This is a genomic window from Methanosarcina acetivorans C2A (assembly GCF_000007345.1).
GTDB lineage: Archaea > Halobacteriota > Methanosarcinia > Methanosarcinales > Methanosarcinaceae > Methanosarcina > Methanosarcina acetivorans.
Map to the genome: position 1 here is coordinate 570,755 of NC_003552.1, position 18,163 is coordinate 588,917.

General features: G+C 39.2%; 13 protein-coding genes. 9 read left to right on the forward strand and 4 right to left on the reverse strand.

Translation table 11 applies throughout. The features are described 5' to 3' along the window. Positions 1–412 precede the first annotated feature (412 nt). The gene (locus MA_RS02555) at positions 413–2,959 is read left to right on the forward strand and encodes a PocR ligand-binding domain-containing protein (protein WP_011020539.1); all 2,547 of its coding nucleotides are present in this window, start codon (positions 413–415) and stop codon (positions 2,957–2,959) included. A gap of 273 nt (positions 2,960–3,232) precedes the next feature. Here MA_RS02555 and MA_RS02560 read toward each other — a convergent pair whose 3' ends face one another. Both MA_RS02560 and MA_RS02565 read right to left on the reverse strand, forming a co-directional pair. Beyond that, the gene (locus tag MA_RS02560) at positions 3,233–5,449 is read right to left on the reverse strand and encodes a cation:dicarboxylate symporter family transporter (protein WP_011020540.1); all 2,217 of its coding nucleotides are present in this window, start codon (positions 5,447–5,449) and stop codon (positions 3,233–3,235) included. 352 nt (positions 5,450–5,801) lie between these two features. Further along, positions 5,802–6,479 (reverse strand): hypothetical protein, encoded by a 678-nt coding sequence (locus MA_RS02565; RefSeq protein WP_011020541.1) that lies wholly within the window; start codon positions 6,477–6,479, stop codon positions 5,802–5,804. Between the two features lie 297 nt (positions 6,480–6,776). On the opposite strand from MA_RS02565, the gene MA_RS02570 reads away from it, so the two are divergent. From MA_RS02570 to MA_RS02585, 3 genes are all read left to right on the forward strand, one after another. Next, entirely contained in the window at positions 6,777–7,427 is a 651-nt protein-coding gene (locus MA_RS02570; RefSeq protein ID WP_011020542.1) for a YggS family pyridoxal phosphate-dependent enzyme, read from the forward strand. A 612-nt stretch (positions 7,428–8,039) separates the two neighbouring features. Then, positions 8,040–8,447: a hypothetical protein gene (locus MA_RS02575; RefSeq protein ID WP_011020543.1), complete on the forward strand. Its 408-nt coding sequence runs from the start codon at positions 8,040–8,042 to the stop codon at positions 8,445–8,447. Positions 8,448–8,760: 313 nt separating this feature from the next. After that, entirely contained in the window at positions 8,761–9,087 is a 327-nt protein-coding gene (locus MA_RS02585) for a hypothetical protein (RefSeq protein WP_011020545.1), read from the forward strand. Between the two features lie 95 nt (positions 9,088–9,182). Here MA_RS02585 and MA_RS02590 read toward each other — a convergent pair whose 3' ends face one another. Next, positions 9,183–11,465, reverse strand: a complete 2,283-nt coding sequence (locus tag MA_RS02590) for a carboxypeptidase regulatory-like domain-containing protein (RefSeq protein WP_048064897.1) — start codon at positions 11,463–11,465, stop codon at positions 9,183–9,185. 554 nt (positions 11,466–12,019) lie between these two features. On the opposite strand from MA_RS02590, the gene MA_RS02595 reads away from it, so the two are divergent. The 3 genes from MA_RS02595 to MA_RS02610 all read left to right on the forward strand — a co-directional run bounded on the left by MA_RS02595 (position 12,020) and on the right by MA_RS02610 (position 14,526). Further along, a complete protein-coding gene (locus tag MA_RS02595) occupies positions 12,020–12,496 on the forward strand; it encodes a GyrI-like domain-containing protein (RefSeq protein WP_226990733.1) in 477 nt (158 codons plus the stop codon). Between the two features lie 335 nt (positions 12,497–12,831). Next, a complete protein-coding gene (locus tag MA_RS24355; RefSeq protein ID WP_011020549.1) occupies positions 12,832–13,359 on the forward strand; it encodes a hypothetical protein in 528 nt (175 codons plus the stop codon). 609 nt (positions 13,360–13,968) lie between these two features. Further along, on the forward strand, positions 13,969–14,526 hold the full coding sequence (locus MA_RS02610) for a hypothetical protein (RefSeq protein WP_157860085.1): 558 nt from the start codon (positions 13,969–13,971) through the stop codon (positions 14,524–14,526). A 484-nt stretch (positions 14,527–15,010) separates the two neighbouring features. On the opposite strand, the gene MA_RS02620 is transcribed toward MA_RS02610, so the two are convergent. After that, on the reverse strand, positions 15,011–15,553 hold the full coding sequence (locus MA_RS02620) for a winged helix-turn-helix domain-containing protein (protein WP_011020553.1): 543 nt from the start codon (positions 15,551–15,553) through the stop codon (positions 15,011–15,013). Positions 15,554–15,750: 197 nt separating this feature from the next. Here MA_RS02620 and MA_RS02625 point away from each other — a divergent pair, with 197 nt between their 5' ends. Together MA_RS02625 and MA_RS02630 are read left to right on the forward strand one after the other, a co-directional pair. Then, a complete protein-coding gene (locus MA_RS02625) occupies positions 15,751–16,488 on the forward strand; it encodes a DUF6345 domain-containing protein (RefSeq protein ID WP_048064899.1) in 738 nt (245 codons plus the stop codon). Positions 16,489–16,500: 12 nt separating this feature from the next. Further along, a complete protein-coding gene (locus tag MA_RS02630) occupies positions 16,501–17,424 on the forward strand; it encodes a hypothetical protein (RefSeq protein WP_011020555.1) in 924 nt (307 codons plus the stop codon). The last annotated feature ends 739 nt before the right edge of the window (positions 17,425–18,163 follow it).

Below are 18,163 nucleotides of genomic sequence, written 5' to 3' on the forward strand. Positions count from 1 at the left end.
AGAGTTATTGATCTAATTCGGTAACTACTTCCACTACTATCTTATTTTTTAGAAAAGAACGGTGAATGATAACTTTTTTATGAAATAATGGTGAATGATAATCTTTTTTGAGCGGTACGCCAGAGAATTCCATTTTATTCATAAAACTTTGCCTTCTATCCATACTTTCAAACCTGAACAAAGGCAGTTCCTGTTTTTCAGTATAAATCGAAAACATATACCACTTATTGCAATAACTTCAAACTCAGTAATTTCCTTACGAACTTAATATGTTCTCTATTATATGAAAATTTATATATAATTACGATGTCAATCGCAAGCAGGTATGATTTCCCTGGGAAACAGATGACCGGACATGTCCTATTTGAAGCGAAAAACGAAATGAATTTTCTCCGGTCGGGGAAGGTATGAAATGAGGAAAAACCTGCGAAATTCCGGTATAGATAAAAAGTTAGTGGACGACGTTCTGAACCAGAATGAACAGCGTTTCAGGCTGAAGTTGGAGAAAGGTCTCTCGCCTGCTCGGGCGGTAGAGAACTTGGAGCTGGCCGAGATTATTGATGTACAGGCTATCCAGCCTCTGCTGGATAATTTCTATAAACTTACTCATATTCCCATAGGCTTAAACGACCTCAAAGGCAATGTTCTGGCAGGTGCTGGATGGCAGGATATCTGTACCAAATTCCACAGGGTTCATCCCGTAACCTGCAGGCACTGTGTAGAAAGCGATATAAATCTATCCTCAGGTGTTGCCCCTGGCGAGTTTAAGTTCTACAGGTGCAAGAATAATATGTGGGATGCAGTGACTCCCATCATGGTGGGGGACCATCATGTCGGCTATGTCTTCGCAGGGCAGTTTTTTTTTGATGACGAGCCTCTGAACTATGAGTTTTTCCGGGCCCAGGCCAGGAAATACGGCTTCAACGAGGAAGAATACATAGCAGCGCTTGAAAAAGTTCCAAGGTTAAGCAGGGAAGCTGTGGACACGGGTATGGCCTTTTTCATGACATTTGCCAACATGCTCTCACAACTAAGTTACAGTAATATCAAGCTGGCTCAGTTGCTGGAGGAACGCGACGTCCTGGTAAATGTGCTGCAGAAGACCAGGGAGGATTTCGACCGCGCCCAGGCAGTGGGAAATATCGGGAGCTGGCGCCTGGATTTATGTAATAATGTATTGACATGGTCCGATGAAAATCACCGTATTTTTGGCATCCCAAAAGGTACCCATCTGACCTATGAAACTTTTCTCTCAACGATTCATCCGGATGATAGGGAATATGTCGATGGGGAATGGAAGGAGGGGATGGAGGGCAAACCATACGACATCGAGCACCGCATTATCGCGGATGATAAGGTAAAGTGGGTACGTGAAAAAGCTTATCTTGAATTTGACAGGGACGGATCGCTGATTGCCGGCTTTGGTATAACACAGGACATCACCGAGCGCAAAAGAGCAGAAGAAGCTCTCAGATTATCAAATATTTATAATCGCAGTTTGATTGAAGCCAGTCTGGACCCTCTTGTAACCATCGGGTCAGACGGAAAAATAACCGATGTCAATAATTCCACCGAAATAGCTACCGGCTATTCTCGCGATGAACTTATAGGTACAGATTTCTCAGACTATTTTACTGAGCCTGAAAAAGCCAAAGAGGGTTATCAGCGTGTTTTCCAGGAAGGATTGGTACGGGATTATCCTCTTGAGATTCAGCATAAAGATGGACATACAACTCCTGTTCTGTATAATGCTTCGGTTTATAAGGATGAATCCGGCAAGGTTATCGGGGTCTTTGCTTCTGCGCGTGATATCACAGAACTTAAAAAGGCAGAGAAAGCTCTGAAAAAAGCACATGATAATTTAGAAAAATTGGTTGAAGAGCGCACAGGACAGCTTGAGAAAGCTTACAACTCATTGAAGGAAAGCGAAAAAAGCCTTTCCGAAGCTCAAAGAATGGCTCATATTGGAAATTGGGACTGGGATACTTTTACTAACAGGTCTTACTGGTCTGATGAATTGTATCGAATTTTTGGGTTTACACCCCGAAAATTCGGCTTACCTTACAGTGAAGCTTTGAATTACATACACCCTGACGATCGGGACCATATGAATAATGCCGTTAAAAGAGCTTTTAATGGAGAACCCTATGAAATTGACTACAGGATAATTTCAGCTGACGGGACAGAACGTGTGGTTCATGCACAGGGTGAAGTCATTTTTAACGAAGAAAATAACCCTATTAAAATGAGAGGGACAGTTCAGGATATTACCGAGCGCAAAAAGGCTGAAGAAGCTCTTGAAAAAATCCAGGAAACCCACATAAAAGAAATCCACCACAGGATCAAGAATAACCTGCAGGTAATCTCATCTCTCCTAAGCCTCGAAGCTGAGAAATTCAGTGATGAAAAAATGCTTGAATCTTTCCGGGAAAGCCAAAATCGTGTAGCTTCAATGGCCCTGATTCATGAAGAACTCTATAAAGGAAACGAGCTGGATACACTTGATTTTGCAGCTTATCTTCAGAAGCTGACTGCAGATCTTTTCGACTCATATAATCTTGGAGATAGTGGTATCAGCCTGAAGCTGGACCTTGAGAAGATTCATCTTGATATGGATATCGCAATACCTCTTGGCATTATTGTAAACGAGCTCGTCTCAAATTCCCTGAAGCATGCTTTCTCCGCTGGAAAAGCAGGCGAGATCCATATCAGTTTCTGCAAAAAAGAAAGTTTTGCCGCAAACGATGATATTCCCGGTCCGTGTCCTTTCTGTACAGGTAAAAATAACTTGCATTACATACTCACCGTAGCGGATAACGGAAAAGGCATTCCCGAAGAAATAAAGTTCCCAAATACGGATTCTCTCGGACTCCAGCTTGTAAACCTGCTTGTTGAGCAGATAGATGGTTATATAGAACTCAAAAGTGATTCCGGAACAAAATTCACTATCTGGTTCTGAATCCCCTCTTTTCATTCTTTATTTGAGTTCATCGAAGTGTAACTCTAAACGGGTACAAAAAGGTACAAAAAAGTACAGAAAGAAACAAAAGATTATTATCAAAAAGTACTGAAATGGTTTATCAATAAAATTGCCACTCTGTCTACTGCTTTTCTATTTGTGCCAGGATTGCGAATCTTGAGTGGCCTTTCCAATATATATTATAATCGATGTATTATAAGTAGGATATTATAATATACGTCCCAATCAGAGTAACTTAGCTTATCACTGACTTCAGTTGACCCAGTGCAGAACATTTTGTATTACAGACCACCTTGGTTCGTACCCTTTCTGGCTTTTTCCCAGTATCCAGTAGTCATATTTACTATCAAGTTCCCCGTAATCTCTTTCTATCTTAATCCAATAGTTTAAAAGCGGGAGGAACGTTTCACTGTTATTCTTTGCTACGGGATAAGCATACAGGACCTCATAAGAACCATGCGGCTCAAATATTGCCACATCATAGAAGGGGTGGACGAGGGTCATGGTATATCCCTCCTCTGCGGTTGTAAAGAGGACGTCTGCCTGATCTCCATCAAAAAAATCCCAGATGGAATCTATCTTTACAATCTTTGCCCCTGGAAATAGTTCTGACGCTACGCCTGCAAATGCCGTGTTATTGAGAACTGCAATCCTCAGGTCATCTATTTTCCGGACTTCCTCAAGCTTCAGGAATTCTTTTTTTCTCTCGTCCCTTACAACAAAAGCCATGTGAACCGTCATGTATGATTCGGTGAATTTTATTTCGTCCAGTCTCTCAGGAGTTACGGTTACGGAGGACATGACAATATCACAGACACCACTATTGAGGTCGTCGGGAAGCGAGTCCCCTGTCACTGGAACAAACTCGATCTTGGAAACGTTGAGCAACTGAGCCAGATCATAGGCCATTTGCACGTCGTACCCGACAAGTGATCCATTTTTGTTAAAATAGACAAAGGGTATACAGTTGCTGTTGTACCCTACTCGCAGAGTCCCTCTGTTTTTGATGAGTTTTACAGTATCTCCCTCGGGCGGATAGTCTGGTGGGAGAGTAGATAGCGAGTCATTTACTGAGAAATAGACCCTGGTGCTAATCAGTTCATCGGGCCTTACTCCCTGTTCATCTTCGGGAAGCTCCATACTGGAGATTATATCCCCTCCGTGGTAGGTATTTTCAAGAAGCTGGGCAAAGGCAAAATTAAGTCCTGTAATAAGGACAGCCATGACCAGAATGATTAGCGATAAAGAAAATGCCGCTTTTTTCCGTTGTAGCCTGCAGCGGCCCGAGACCAAAGCGGCGCTGATTGTAGCAAATGAGAAGATCGACATGCACGCCATCGAGGCGGTAAAACTCTGGCGAAGTATGCTTGTGCTGATGTACAGGTTAAACGCATCAGCAGGAAGGCGCATCAAATTCAGGAGCCACCCCACGGCAATCTTGGCCGGGCCGAAGAAGCTGAGAATTCCCACTGCTGCAAGCTGCAGCTGTTCGAACAGACTCAGGGGATTTTTATAAAGCCAGGCTATAAAGAGGATGAAGAGAAAAGGAACAAAAGCTCCCATCAAAGGAAAAGTGTATCCCAGGGGGACCAGAACTCTGGTATAGGACTCTATTTCATTTCCATCCTTAAGTTCTCCATTACATGACGAATCTTCAAAGAGCTTTTTAACTCCGTCAATGATGAGCGTAAGAGTTATGAACTCCGTACCGCTCGAAAATGCAAGGATAACTGCCTTTGAAGATGTAGAGATGATATCCCGATAACTGAAGGTCGTGAAACAGGAGACCAGTAGGGGCAAGATCCCTAAGACCACCAGAGCAGCCAGGAAAGCTAAAGATACCAGAAATACCTGAAGTTCCAGTAATCCCTCAAACGTGATGGTGCCCATTATCTGGGCTGTTGTGACGAAAACTACTATGGGAAAAGTTCTGGCAATAATGCCAGTAACCCGGTCAAGAGCTGTCTGGAGGATTTGCAGTAAATTCATGAGCGGCCTGTTCTCTTCATTTCCCATAAGGGCCAGACCCAGGCATATGCAGAAGATTACAACAGCAGGCAGAAAACCCTCTGATAAGGAATGAAAAAGATTGTAAGGGATGAACATTTCTATGAGGTCCAGTTCTTCGGGAGTACTCAAATCCTGAGTGCTGAAAAAAGAAGCTGTTTTCAGAACCGGAAAGGCGAGCTGAAATGAAAAAAAGAGTGCTATCCCAAGGCCCCAGAACATTAACAAAACCTGCCCTGCCCTGAACATCAGGTCTCTGGAATTGGAATGGTTCAGGCTGCCTATGCCCAGTATAAGCGATATCATCACTGAAGGAAGAATGGTTACCTGCCAGATCTTGATGAAGGCCTGACTTAAAGGCATCAAAACCGATAAAAGGTCGCCAAAGAAAAGGCCGGAGAAGACGCCAAAGAAGAAACCCAGGAATATCCAGGCGGTCATGCTAAGTTTTGGCCATCTCATTTAGTTCATCTCCTTTACCTGATTGCAGTATTCATTTCTGAGCCGGGATGAGTATACATTCTGATAAAAGAGTATCTTCAAACAACTTCATTAATTTTTTTATGGAAACGGTGCTCCTCTAATATTGCGTAGTTTATATATTACACGTTTTATTCAATAATTGGGGTTGAAAGTTTTAAAGATCTTCGTAAATAAAAAGCAAAATAGTAACCTTATTCCACAAAAACCAAATGCAGAATCGTACCTGAATGTCATGTAAGTCTTAGAATCCGTTGAAACTCCCTGGGATGAAGAAATTCAGATCTAATACGGGAGAGATTCTTGCACGAACTTCTTATTACAATACAAGAGATTAATCAAAGTTCTCTTTAAGACTGCCTTCTCGGATACGCCCGAAAACTATCCCCAGCAGTAGAAACACAAAAATAGAGGCCCCGGCGTAGCCCAGGATCCCGATATTTCGGACATTCATGTTTGCAAGTGGCACCCCGATTAACCCTGCAAGACTCAGTAAACCACTGACAATCATAAGAACCCGAACAGTTTTCTCAAGTCTCCCCGCCTTGAATACAGGTGCTGCAAAGAGCATCGAGAAGGCAAAGAAAAAGTCCCATGCGAGTATGTCCATTGTATAAGCTACGGATGGCCATTTGAAGGAAAAGAATAGCGAAGCCCACGGGAATCCTGCAGACTCTATCTGCCGACTTACGGTAAGGATAACGAAGTGAACAGTACAGGTAATACTCGCCATAATGATCATAAATGCAAGCGCAGCAAGACTATACATTTTGGTCTCGGAAAAAGCATAAGCATGAACCGCAATCATGACAATGACCATCAATGGCGCTATCACAACGATAAGCAGCTCTAATATGGAGAAATAAGGATCACCGATTGGGTCCTGGGGAGACTTGAGTGAGAGAAATCCAAGAACCAGCGTAACCGCGTATGCTATCAAGAGAAAGAACACGGCAAAGGCTGCAGCTCTTCCCAGCATTCGATGTTGGCTGGTGAAACCTTCCTGTTCCATCGTTCAACCCCGTTCATCGCTGTTGTTACTTTCCAGGGCTATCAACCATTGTAAATTAAATAATATTATAATATCCTACACTATAATATCCTCACTCTATCAGAATGAAATTGGACTCCGGGATTAAAGCTTAATAAATATTTATAACTAGTATTCGCTTTTTTATATGAATTGCGTATTTGAAATGTTTATCAGTTTATTTTTATTCTATTAAAATCATATTCTCGCTACATAAAACCATAATTGGAATCATTTATATACAACTACTTTTGAATAAAAACAGTTTTAGGGACAGCAATGCCAGTCTATGAAAATACAAAGTTGATTCTTGAGGAGATTGGAAGCACAACACTGGTTTGCGTTACCAAGACGATTGAACCTGAACGGATAAACGAAGCCATTCGGGCCGGAGCTCCTATCATTGGAGAGAACCGGGTTCAGGAGTACGAGGATAAACGTGATGATATACTGCCCTGTGAGACACACCTTATAGGCCATCTACAGACAAATAAAGTCAAAAAAGCCGTACATCTATTTGATGTTATTCAGTCAATTGACTCCATGAAGATAATAAGGGATATTGACAGGAGAGCCAGGGATATTGGCAAAGTACAGAAAGTCTATCTTCAGGTTAACATCGGCAACGAGCCACAAAAATACGGATTCGGACCTGATGAGATAAAAAACGCAATAACAGAGATCCGCTCTTTAAGGAATGTCCGTGTGGAAGGTCTCATGTGCATCCCTCCTTTTGTACCCCCTGAACAAACCCGTCCCTATTTCAAGAAGATGAAGGCCCTTTTTGATGAAATGAAGCAGGAAAACCGGGACAACATCGATATCAGGACACTATCCATGGGCATGTCCGGTGACTACAGGATTGCCATCGAGGAAGGAGCCACGATGGTACGTGTGGGTTCTGCCATATTCGGGAAGAGGGAGTACTGAATTTGTTTCTTTTACATGACCATTCCACAGTACCAAAATGGAATATGGACTGGAATTTACTCAGCGTTTAATTTTTTTCACATTTTATTCGTAGAATTTTATGTGCGTTTTATTAAAGTGTAACGCACCGATTATTATGTCCTATTTGCAATGATCTCCTACGTTTTGCATACGTTGCGGAATATTCATCTAAATTCTTTCATATAAATATCTGGACGAAGTCCTCTTTTAATATATAGGTTGGATTTTGAGCCAAGCTGTATGCTCATATATCTACTTTCTCTCCAAATCATCTATACAATAATTGACTAATAAGTAACATCTAAGCTTCAAATTAGTTGAAAAATGAATTGTTAGATGGTTTGGTCATAAAATACTTAAAGAACCAATAAAAAGGAGGTTATGGAGTTCAGAAGTACTTTCCAGGTCACCTGAACCCCATAACAGACGCCTAAGAGGCATGGTATGTTAGCTTTGCGTATATTTAAGCTTGCCTGATTCTGCCTCTTGGGTAATATACACGCAGGAGAAAGAACATGAGAATTAGTAAAAGATTCCTTAACCTATAACTAATGAAATTTTAACTAGATAGATCTTAATAGAGGAATCAAAATGTCAAGAAAAAAAATTCAAATCACATTTGTGATCATCTGCCTCCTGTTAGTAAGCATTATTATTTTTACTTCTTTTGTTAAACACTACTCTCTTTTCGACAAAAAGGAAAGCGGTAATTCGTTTTTTATAATTAATTGGGGTAATAAAAGCCATGAAATTACTGTAGAAGTATTTAACTCAAAAAAAACTTCTATATTTAACGAATCGTACATCTCAGATCCTAAAAAAGATATAGAAAGCCAATTTCCATTTAGATTGGAATCGGGGACATACATTGAAGTTACATTAGACAACAATATTACAAAGACCCAAATTATTTCTGAAGATGCTAGTGATGTAGTATTATATATAGACATAGACAGATATCCTGATGATCTATTGGTCCTAGGCATTGCTATTCCATGAACTTAATTACCAAAATTGATATTCCCCAGGATGGTCTATATCGGATTTTCAATTCCGGGCTTACAATGAGGACCTGTAGCCATGACACAGAACACAACCAGATAATCAATGCGTTCTTATCATCCGAAAAAAAGGAAAACAAGGAAGAAACAGAGAGTAGGCCCGCTGAGATTAGAACTCAGGACCTCCGCCGTGTGAATGTGTCTTATGATTTTTTATGATTTTGAAACTGAGTTCGTCAACTTATATGTAATTAGTGCCATTTTTCATATGAGCAGTTCTGCTGCTTTAATCAGGTGGGAGAATTGATAATATGGATGAGAAAAAACCCATTCTCAGACTGTATTTTGCCAAAATTAAGGAAGAATATTATAACCTATCCGAAGAGGAAAAGCAAGCTTTCATGGGTAAGGATCGCAAGCAAATGGACGAGCTCGGGATGAAGCTCCTGATGACGATTGACTGCCGCTGGTCCAGCGAAGAGTGGGATTTTATTGGGATCGAGGAATGGCCGGATATAGAAGCTCTTGAGAAGCGCGCCAAATTCGAAAAAGAAGAACTGGAAGCATTCAGGTATGTTAAATCGAAGACTTATCTGGGTACCGGTACTCGTGGAATTGGTGAATACGGTAAAGAATGAAATCTGAGGCAAGGTGGATCTGAACCATTTAGGTATGTCGAAAAAGGACGCAAAAAGTGAAACGTAGTCCTAACTTCGGAAATAAGGCACAGAGATTAATGCGCTTTACGAGTTTTTGACAATACAAGTCCTGCAATAATTAAGATCAAAACACAGAAATAACTCATATAAGTAGACCCTACATCCGGCACATTACTGCCCGGAACCGTTACATTAACAGTTTCATACACAGCACCATAAGTTTGAGACTGCGCACTAATTTTGACAGTGTACGTTTTTCCGGAACAGTCAGTGACTATAAAAGAGTCAGTTATCACTCCTACAGGGTTACTTACGTTGTCATTGGTGCCTGAGATTCCAAGAGGTACAAATGTTTTTCCCTCACTCATAGTACCCAGTACAAAAATTAGGTCGCTGGATTGTGATGACGAATCATAATAGCTTGCATTAATATAAGCGGCTGTATTGTTTATCGGTTTATATGTACAATTTGTACTGATCACAGTCTGCATTGGAGGTATTGCAGCTGTGTCGCCTGAAGGTATTGTAATAATATGTTGGCCCAGATTCGGGGTCAATGTGCTGGTGTACTTTTGACCGTCCAGAGTAATTGTTACAATTTTATATGTTACATCCCGAATCAAATGGAAAGTTGCTCTTCCGTCATTATTTGTCCAGGCACAAAAATTCGGTTTTTCATTAGCCAGGTCGTTATTTGGTGCATAAATCCGAATTTCACATCCGGGAACACTCTTGTTTGAATCAGTACAAACATATAACTGTACATAGTGTGGTTCTGAATAATCAGGGGTTTTAACCATTTTCAAATTTATTTCTGTGTTTATACCTGTCATATTTACCGGTAATTCAGGACTGTTATGATAGCCTGTTGCTGAAGCAGTTAAACAATAAGTGCCTTCTTCATTGTTTACGGTGAACTGGTAAAGCCCGTCAACATCTGTAATTTGAGTACAATCCTCCTGATCATTTGATAATGTTATTACAGCACTCTGAACAGGTTGACCTGTAGCTGCATCTGTTAAGTATCCGTATACCCCGGAATAAACTGTAGCCGATTTTTTTCCATTTACGGTGAAGAAACTTACTGGACTGTTATATACCCATGAATTATGAACATCATCATGTGCACCGATTTTTATAGCATACGTCCCTGTGGAGCTTATCGGTACATTTGCAGATGTTTGTGAAGTGTTAAGACTGTATATTAAGTGAGAAGAATCGAATTGTGATGCACTGTTATATACATTGATAGAATAACTTGTTGCATTTAAATATGACCAGCTTATACTTACGTATCCGTTGACAGTTGAAATCGTACTGTCATCAGCTGGAAAAGTAACGGAAGGTATTACAGAACCATTGTAATCAGGCAAATTTCTGGTGCCATTATCTGCAACATACCCGTAATCTTCCGTACCCCTGGAGCATGAATAGGAGCTGGTTACAATATTGCCAGTTGATACAATATCCAGCCCGCCAATTCCATTATATGACGGACTGTTATAGAATATATTGTTTGAAACGGTACCGCTGCCTGAACTGGTTCCATCCGCAAGGTCTTGATAAATTGTATTTAGTCGAAGTGTCGAAAATATGTTATTATGAATATTAAGGCCTGTTACATCCCCTCCCATTACTTCTACACCAGCATTCCCGGAACCGGTATCAGTGTAGAAAGTATTTTTGTAAATTTGAACGTTTTTCGTATTATGAATTTTAATGCAAGAATTTATAAAAGTGCCCCAGCAATTATTATATATCGAAATTCCATCCCCGGCTGACCATGCATCAAAACTGTCATGCCCGGGTTTGCATACTGTATTATAAACCTGAACATTGTTCGTATTTCTACTACAGTAAATAAAGTCTCCCATACTGTATTGCATTTTTAAGTCATGAACAGCTACATTTGAACAGCCACGTAAATAAACTCCTTTTTCATACTCCCTATACCTGTTGCTTGCGGCATGCATTATGCTTAAAGACTCCCAACCGCCATCAATTAAGAAATTCGAGATTTCAATATCTGAAACACCTTCGCAATGAATAATATTTTGAGTTGCAAAATTAGAGCTCGGATTGTCGCAATAGATAACGGTTGCCCCAATCCCATTTCCATTAAGGGTTACCCCTGATTTCATGATTATGGGGGAACTTATGTGAAACGTGGTCGATGCAAGCTGTACAGTGTCACCCGAATTTGCTGATTCTATGGCAGCGTTAATAACCTTCTGGTCGTCTGAACCTGCAGGGCTAAAGGAAGTTCCCGGACCTACATTGATAACTGAACCTGAACAATTTGTTGAAAAAAAGCAGATAGATATAAGGAAAGAGATAAAAAGATTTTTAGATTTCATGCTTATTAATAACCTCTCTGATAGGCGAACCCAATTCTATTTTTTATATCTACTTCCTTTTTTATTATCAAAACTAAAGACAAATTTCAAAATTAGTTACAATCAAAGAAAATTCATTACTTGATTTGAAGTGCCGTGTCAACATTATTTGTTGTCCCCTTCTTAACTTTCCCCAAATGTTAATGTACTGTTCTTCTATAAGTATTTGAGCTAGTCTCCTTTGAATAGCCCTAAATCTGAATTTCAATTTTAGAAATGTAAATGGAATATGAGCCTTTGAATTCTGTTCAAGGTTGTACAACTCGAAGAAAAATCTGACCTCAAAGCAAGAGTTGAAGCATTTGAAAAAAAGCTCTATAAGCTCTTAGAATCCGAAAAGAAAGAATATAATAGTAGTAGGCTCGCTGAGATCCGAACTCAGGGTCTCCGCCGTGTGAAGGCTGGGGAATGCAAGAGTATGAATTGACAGACCATCTAATTGAATGGGGCTAAATAATCCTTACCTTTATATCACAGTTTTTCAATCTATTTTCAATAGATAAAGGAGGTTTTTGATGTCCGAGGTTACTATTGTCGAACTTAGCCCACAGCCTGTGCTTGGCATTCGAAAAACAGGAGCTTACCGGGAAATTCCGGTGATGCTTAATAGAATTTGTGAGTTTGCTTTCAGCAAAAATATTCAGATTACCGGCTATCCTGTTTTCCTCTGGCATGAGACTACAGTTGAAGAAGCCCAAAAAGCGGAAGTAGATGAAAATGCCGATATCGAAGTTGCATTTCCCATATCAGAATTTGTTGAAAATACCGGGGATGAGGAAATTAAGGTATATGAGCTTCCGGGAGGGAAAATGGCAAAGGTCGTTCATGAGGGTCCTTATGAAGAGAGTATTCTCACTTATGAAAAACTGTTTTTCTGGATTACAGAAAATGGAAAAAGAATTGCTGGTCCCGTCCGTGAAGTATATCTGAATGATCCTCAAGAGGTTAAGCCTGAAGAGATATTGACTGAAATTTATGCTCCTCTGGAATGATTTGGGAAAAAACCGGGTAGTGACCCTGGCGAATCAGACTCCTGATCGATAACCGGACTTTACATGGTTGCTTCTGGCAATTGTTTGGTACGCCCGAAAACTATTCCCCGCAGTAGAAACACAGCCATAGTTAGCCTCAGGGTCTACTTGTTCTAAAACGTCGTTTTAATAAAGTGGTCTATTCTAATTCACTTAAGGTACAGAGGTCTATTCAAACGCCGGGCTCCAAAATTCTATGCATTTTAACACTTAAAATGATCCCATTTTGAAAAGAGAAAAAAAGCTTCAGGATGTTCAATGCAAATTTCTAATACTTCTGAGACATTGATATATTTATGAAATTTTCACAACTGATTGCCACAATCATCTGTCTATCCCTGGCACTTATAGCAGCCGGATGCACAGATTCTGCCGATACTCCTTCAGAGGCAAATCTTACTGAAGAAACATCTTCAGCCGAGCAGCCCACAGAACCACAGCCCACAGAACTTCCTGCACCAGTTCCGACAACTGAACAAACAGCTGCTCAAAATGAAAGTAATTTTCCTTCTGACAAAAAAGAAGGCTATACTCTGTATATCATAAACAATCATGGAAATATAAATCATGAAGTCACTGTAGAATTATTTGACTTAAAAAATTCCTCTATATTTAACAAATCATATATTCTAGCTCCTGATGAACAAATAAAAAGCGAATCCTCTGTTGGATTAGCAGATAGGACACGCATTGAAGTTACATTGGATAACAATACTACAGAAAATGAAGTCGTTCTCGGAGATTTGAGTGATGTAGCGATCTTATATATCTATATAGATGCACATCGAGATGATTCATTGGATCTAAGCATTGCTGTTCCATGAATTTGATGATATTAACTGAATAAGGTTCTCTTAAATTCACTTTCTTATCAAGATGGAAGAAATGCTGTATTAAATGCTGTATTATTACTTGTAAAGGATGAGACTCGGTTAAAATGCTATGTTTCTTTTTGTTAGTCTCTTTTTGTTAATCTCTTTTTGTAAAAATTATACCATGTCTCTTTTTTTACTGTTTGCAGGTATCAAGGACGGAGGTGTTCTGGATATTGTTCAGGATATTATTATTTCCAGGGATATGAAGAATACAAAAATAAGTTTCATCCAGGGTCTTCACAAAACAAAAGTAAAAGAAAAATTACAGACTCAAAATGAGTTGAAATACAGATAGTTAGATGATATGGTCGGAAAATTTATAAGGGGTAACAAGGAGAAATTTATAGAGTTTAAAAGTACTTTTCGGGTTACTCGAATTTCATAAAATATGCCCTAGGAGACATGAGTTCTGTTAGCTATGTGTATTATCGACACCTTGGAGCTATACTAATGAATAGAATTTCAATACGTCAGACAAGAGTGTCATTGTTCCTGATATCACTCACTTTTTTAACTATGTGGATCGAATTCATTATTTGTAATTTTATTACACTGCATATGCCTTATAGGGAGTTTATAAATCCCCTGATGTTGTACCTCCTTTCACTGTTTCTTCCTGCAGCCGGACTTTTAGTTTTTATGAAAAATAATAGAAAAATCTCATCCAGATGGTATTTGGGAATTCCATTTCTTCTGGGACTTATTCTAAATACGTTTCTCAGAGACTTCATGTTTATGAATCCATTTAGCCCCTATGCCGTTAACCTCTTTTATGGTCAGCCATTCATAGCCACCTTTCCCATCCTTTACAGATGGCATATTTTAGAGTTTCTGTCTCCGAATGACTCTATAGTGAATTCCACTGTCTTGTTTTTCATTTATATCTTCTTTTCGATTTCCGTTGCACTATTCTGCCTCTCTGTCCCGGAAGAAAAGAGAAAAAAATTGATGGCTCCTTTTGCACTTTCTCTCATAGCAGCATTTTCGAATTTGGTCCGCTTTATATTGGGATGGATAACAGTAGAAAGTATTGTAGTCTATCACTCCTTTTTGATATCTTTAATAGCTACTCTTCTTATTGGTTTCTGCTTCATGGTAATAGCTGACAGTTTTTAATATGTTCCGGAATCGCAAAAGTTGACCATTAATTTCACTGGGAATTGACTGCAATAGATTCAAAACCCAGATACTAATAAGAGGACCACGAATACCCCGCCTTCAGGAAGCTGTCCGACAATAGCCGATAATAACCTTTAGTAATAAAAAAATTCCTTTTTTTGATTTAAAGGTTTTATTTGCTTTTTTAACACTTTTTTATTACTATCAATCCTACATTCAATCCTACATTCCGCAGTATTTTTTTGAAAATCCCCAAATAATAGAGCCAAACTGAGATTTTGATAAAAATTGAATACTACGTTTTTGGTATCTGAACACACTGTATAGCCATTTTTAACTCCTGCACAGAAACCCGATAAATTCACATTAGAAGAAAATCGATAGCAAGAAAAATAATGAATATACGAAAAATACTGCGGAAAGTGGGATCAATAATTATCGGACAGCCTGTTTAGGGTGGAGTGGTCGCATGTAATTTGATTCAGTTTTCAGTATTTATGTTTTGACTCTCCGTAATTTTTAAGCATTGATTGATTTTTTTCCATCGGCGTCTTGATACAAATTTTGCTGCCAGCAACATAATTATTGAGACAGCTATGAATATTATACCAATATCCAACCCTGATATCTCCAATCCCTTTGTCTTTGGAGACTGCACTTCATTTAAGAAGTATAAAACAATTCCAATGCTTCCAATTATTAGAGAACCGATCCCTGAAGATAACAATATAAGAACCTGGTATTTGCCGGTAGATATTATCTTCTTGCCTTTAGAGGTAAGTTCGTAATACACCCACTTACGCTCACTGCTTTCTACTCTATCAACGAGTCCTGCGCTGGTGAGTTTATCCAGATGTTTATATATTGCATTTTTCTGAACCCCCACATTATTTACCAATTCAGCAACTGTCATGCGCCTTTTATTTAGATTTTTAAGAATTTTTAACCGTGTGTCTGATAATATTGCTTTGAGAATCTCATTATCATTTGCTTTAAACCTATTTTGATGAAGTTTCTCAGACACATAATATCAGATGTGAATCTCATTTTATAAACTTATGCTTTTGAGTCACCTGGTGGTTACTTAAAAAGGAATATATTAGTATGTTATTTACTATTTTTTCTTTGATACTTATTTGGGGGGATAAAAAATTAAGTATATATCTTAATGATGAAGGGTGAATAAAAATGAGGAAATTGATACGATCAACATGGTGTCGTATGACAGCATCGGTTACCTTATCCGTAATATTGATCCTGCTTGCGCCTTCTGTATCGCTTGCAGGTACCGGAGATGATAGTGATGCTTCTTCTCCAGAGGTAGGTGTAGAATGGGTAAACGATTATACATGGCCATATTCAGATCTGTCATATTGTGATGATTCAGCAAATGGCCTGTACAATAGATTAGGGAATGAGGGTTGGACAAAGAGTTTCAATAAAGGAAATAGCAATGCAAAAGCAGCTCATTTCGAGCAAGCCAACCAAGATTCACAGTACATTGATGCAGTAGATATTGCTCTTTATTCAGGTCATGGTTCTACAGATAAACTGGATGTGTCAACTGTAACTGAAAAGGTATACCATGATGAAGCTGAATGGGGAGATTATGATCTTGAGTGGATAGGCTTAGATTGTTGTCTGGCCGGGTCAGGAGATTTTTCGTCTTCATTGAATGGGGCGCATCTTATCCTGGGATTTTCAACAAACTGCTATGATTCCGATCTGGGACTTCATTGGGCAAATTATCTTGTGGATGACGGTTCAAACGATGTTGCATATACAGTCAAGAATTCATGGTTCTATGGGGCGGATGTAGATCAACCGAGTGGCGTAACAGCAAAAGTTTTCGGTGAAACCTCAAGTTGTGGAAATGATTATATCTGGGGGCAGGGGAGCGTAATTACTGACCCTCCCGTGGACAGCTCATACACATATTGGACATATAATATGGGATAAAGGTGTGTTGGAATGAGAAAATTGATAATAGTACTCGGAATCGTGGCAATGTTGGCTGTTTTATCATTTGGTCAGGCTACTAATTTTGGAAGCAATGTAATAAATACAAAAGATGAGGGCAGTGTTCAGTACGAACTTGAAGGCTCTCTCCCGTCTATTAATGACACTGTTAAAATCTACACGATACGGAATTCGATTGTGACTACGGAATCTGTTGCAGAAATCGGCAGCAAATTTGGCTTTGTGAATTGCAGTCCCAGCAATGCCGATCCCGGAACAATAGGGATGTTTGATGGGGAAAAGCATTTGTCTGTCTACGAGAAGTCTGGTGCCATATGGTATGCAATTCCTTCAAAAATGGATCCGGTAGTGGATATGCAGCCAAATCTCCCTGATGATGAGACCGCAAAAAAAATAGCAGCCGATTTCCTGGTCTCAACAAACTGCTTGCCTCAAGACGCAAAGTTCAATGAGATTGTTGCAGATCGGCAAATAACTGCCGAAAAGGGGACTGACAAAGTTATACAGAGCTATGATACGACTCTGCAGGTGAGATACCAGAGGGAGATCGATGGGATTCCGGTGGTAGGCCCTGGAAGCAAACTCAAGGTATTCATAGGTGATAATAACGAAGTCGTGGGGATGTTCAAAGTATGGAGAGATGTAATGCCAGATATCGACATTAAGATCAAAACTCCTGAAAAGGCATATTCGGATCTGGTCGAAGGTAACGATATCGTATTACCAGTACGTGCAGATGGCGATAAAGTTATCATAAAAAATGTAACACTTGGCTACTGGATGGAACCTGCTGATAAAGAACAAACAAATGTACTGCCAGTATATATCTTCAAAGGAGATGTTATTGACTCAAATGCTGAATATTCGGGACAGTATGAAGGGTATGTATACGCCATCGAAGGAGGATTAACTTAATCTCTCTTTATTTTTTAAATTTTGGGTCCTTTGACTTTTAAATGAATTTTGAAAGTGATATAGATATCATTGTTTATAGGGAAATCAAATCTCGCAAGACTCCAGGCAAAATCAGAGATTTCATATACTTTAATACAGCTCCCTAAATCCAAAATACCTCATTCCCATTCTAGTTTATAGTAAAATCATCATCTGCCAGAGTAACATCATGGCTTCTGCTGTTCTTTTACTGAAATATTCCAAATTTAGCCTGATTACAAATTTAGCCTGGGATTTTTCCTGGCTCAGGTTTGAATCTGAATCGTTTTCTTATACTAATCTCGTTAGCTTCAGAATATATTGAATTAAATTTATTTCTGTAAACTCCACTGGAAATAATGGGGTTTTGATTTACTCTATATTCTCCTATATATTTTGATTTCCATTGTCAATGAAACTCCCATAACTTCTATCGTTGTTTCTCGCTCTGGTGTCTTTATAGATTTCTGACCAATGGGTTTGTATTTGCTGTAATGTGGTGAGAATTCAAAAGGTAGTCGAGTTTAAGGAAAACAGCTAGCTAATTGCTCAGTTAAAAAGTAGTTATACCAAAAAGAGAAACATCAAGCTTGAACGTGATTTTCAACCATAGGTGCTTCTATATTTTAGATGTGTTACTTCGACATTCAATAGATGAATGTAAGTTACCCACTCGAAATAGCAAAAAGCCGAAAAAATCATATAAGTAAGAAACAATACG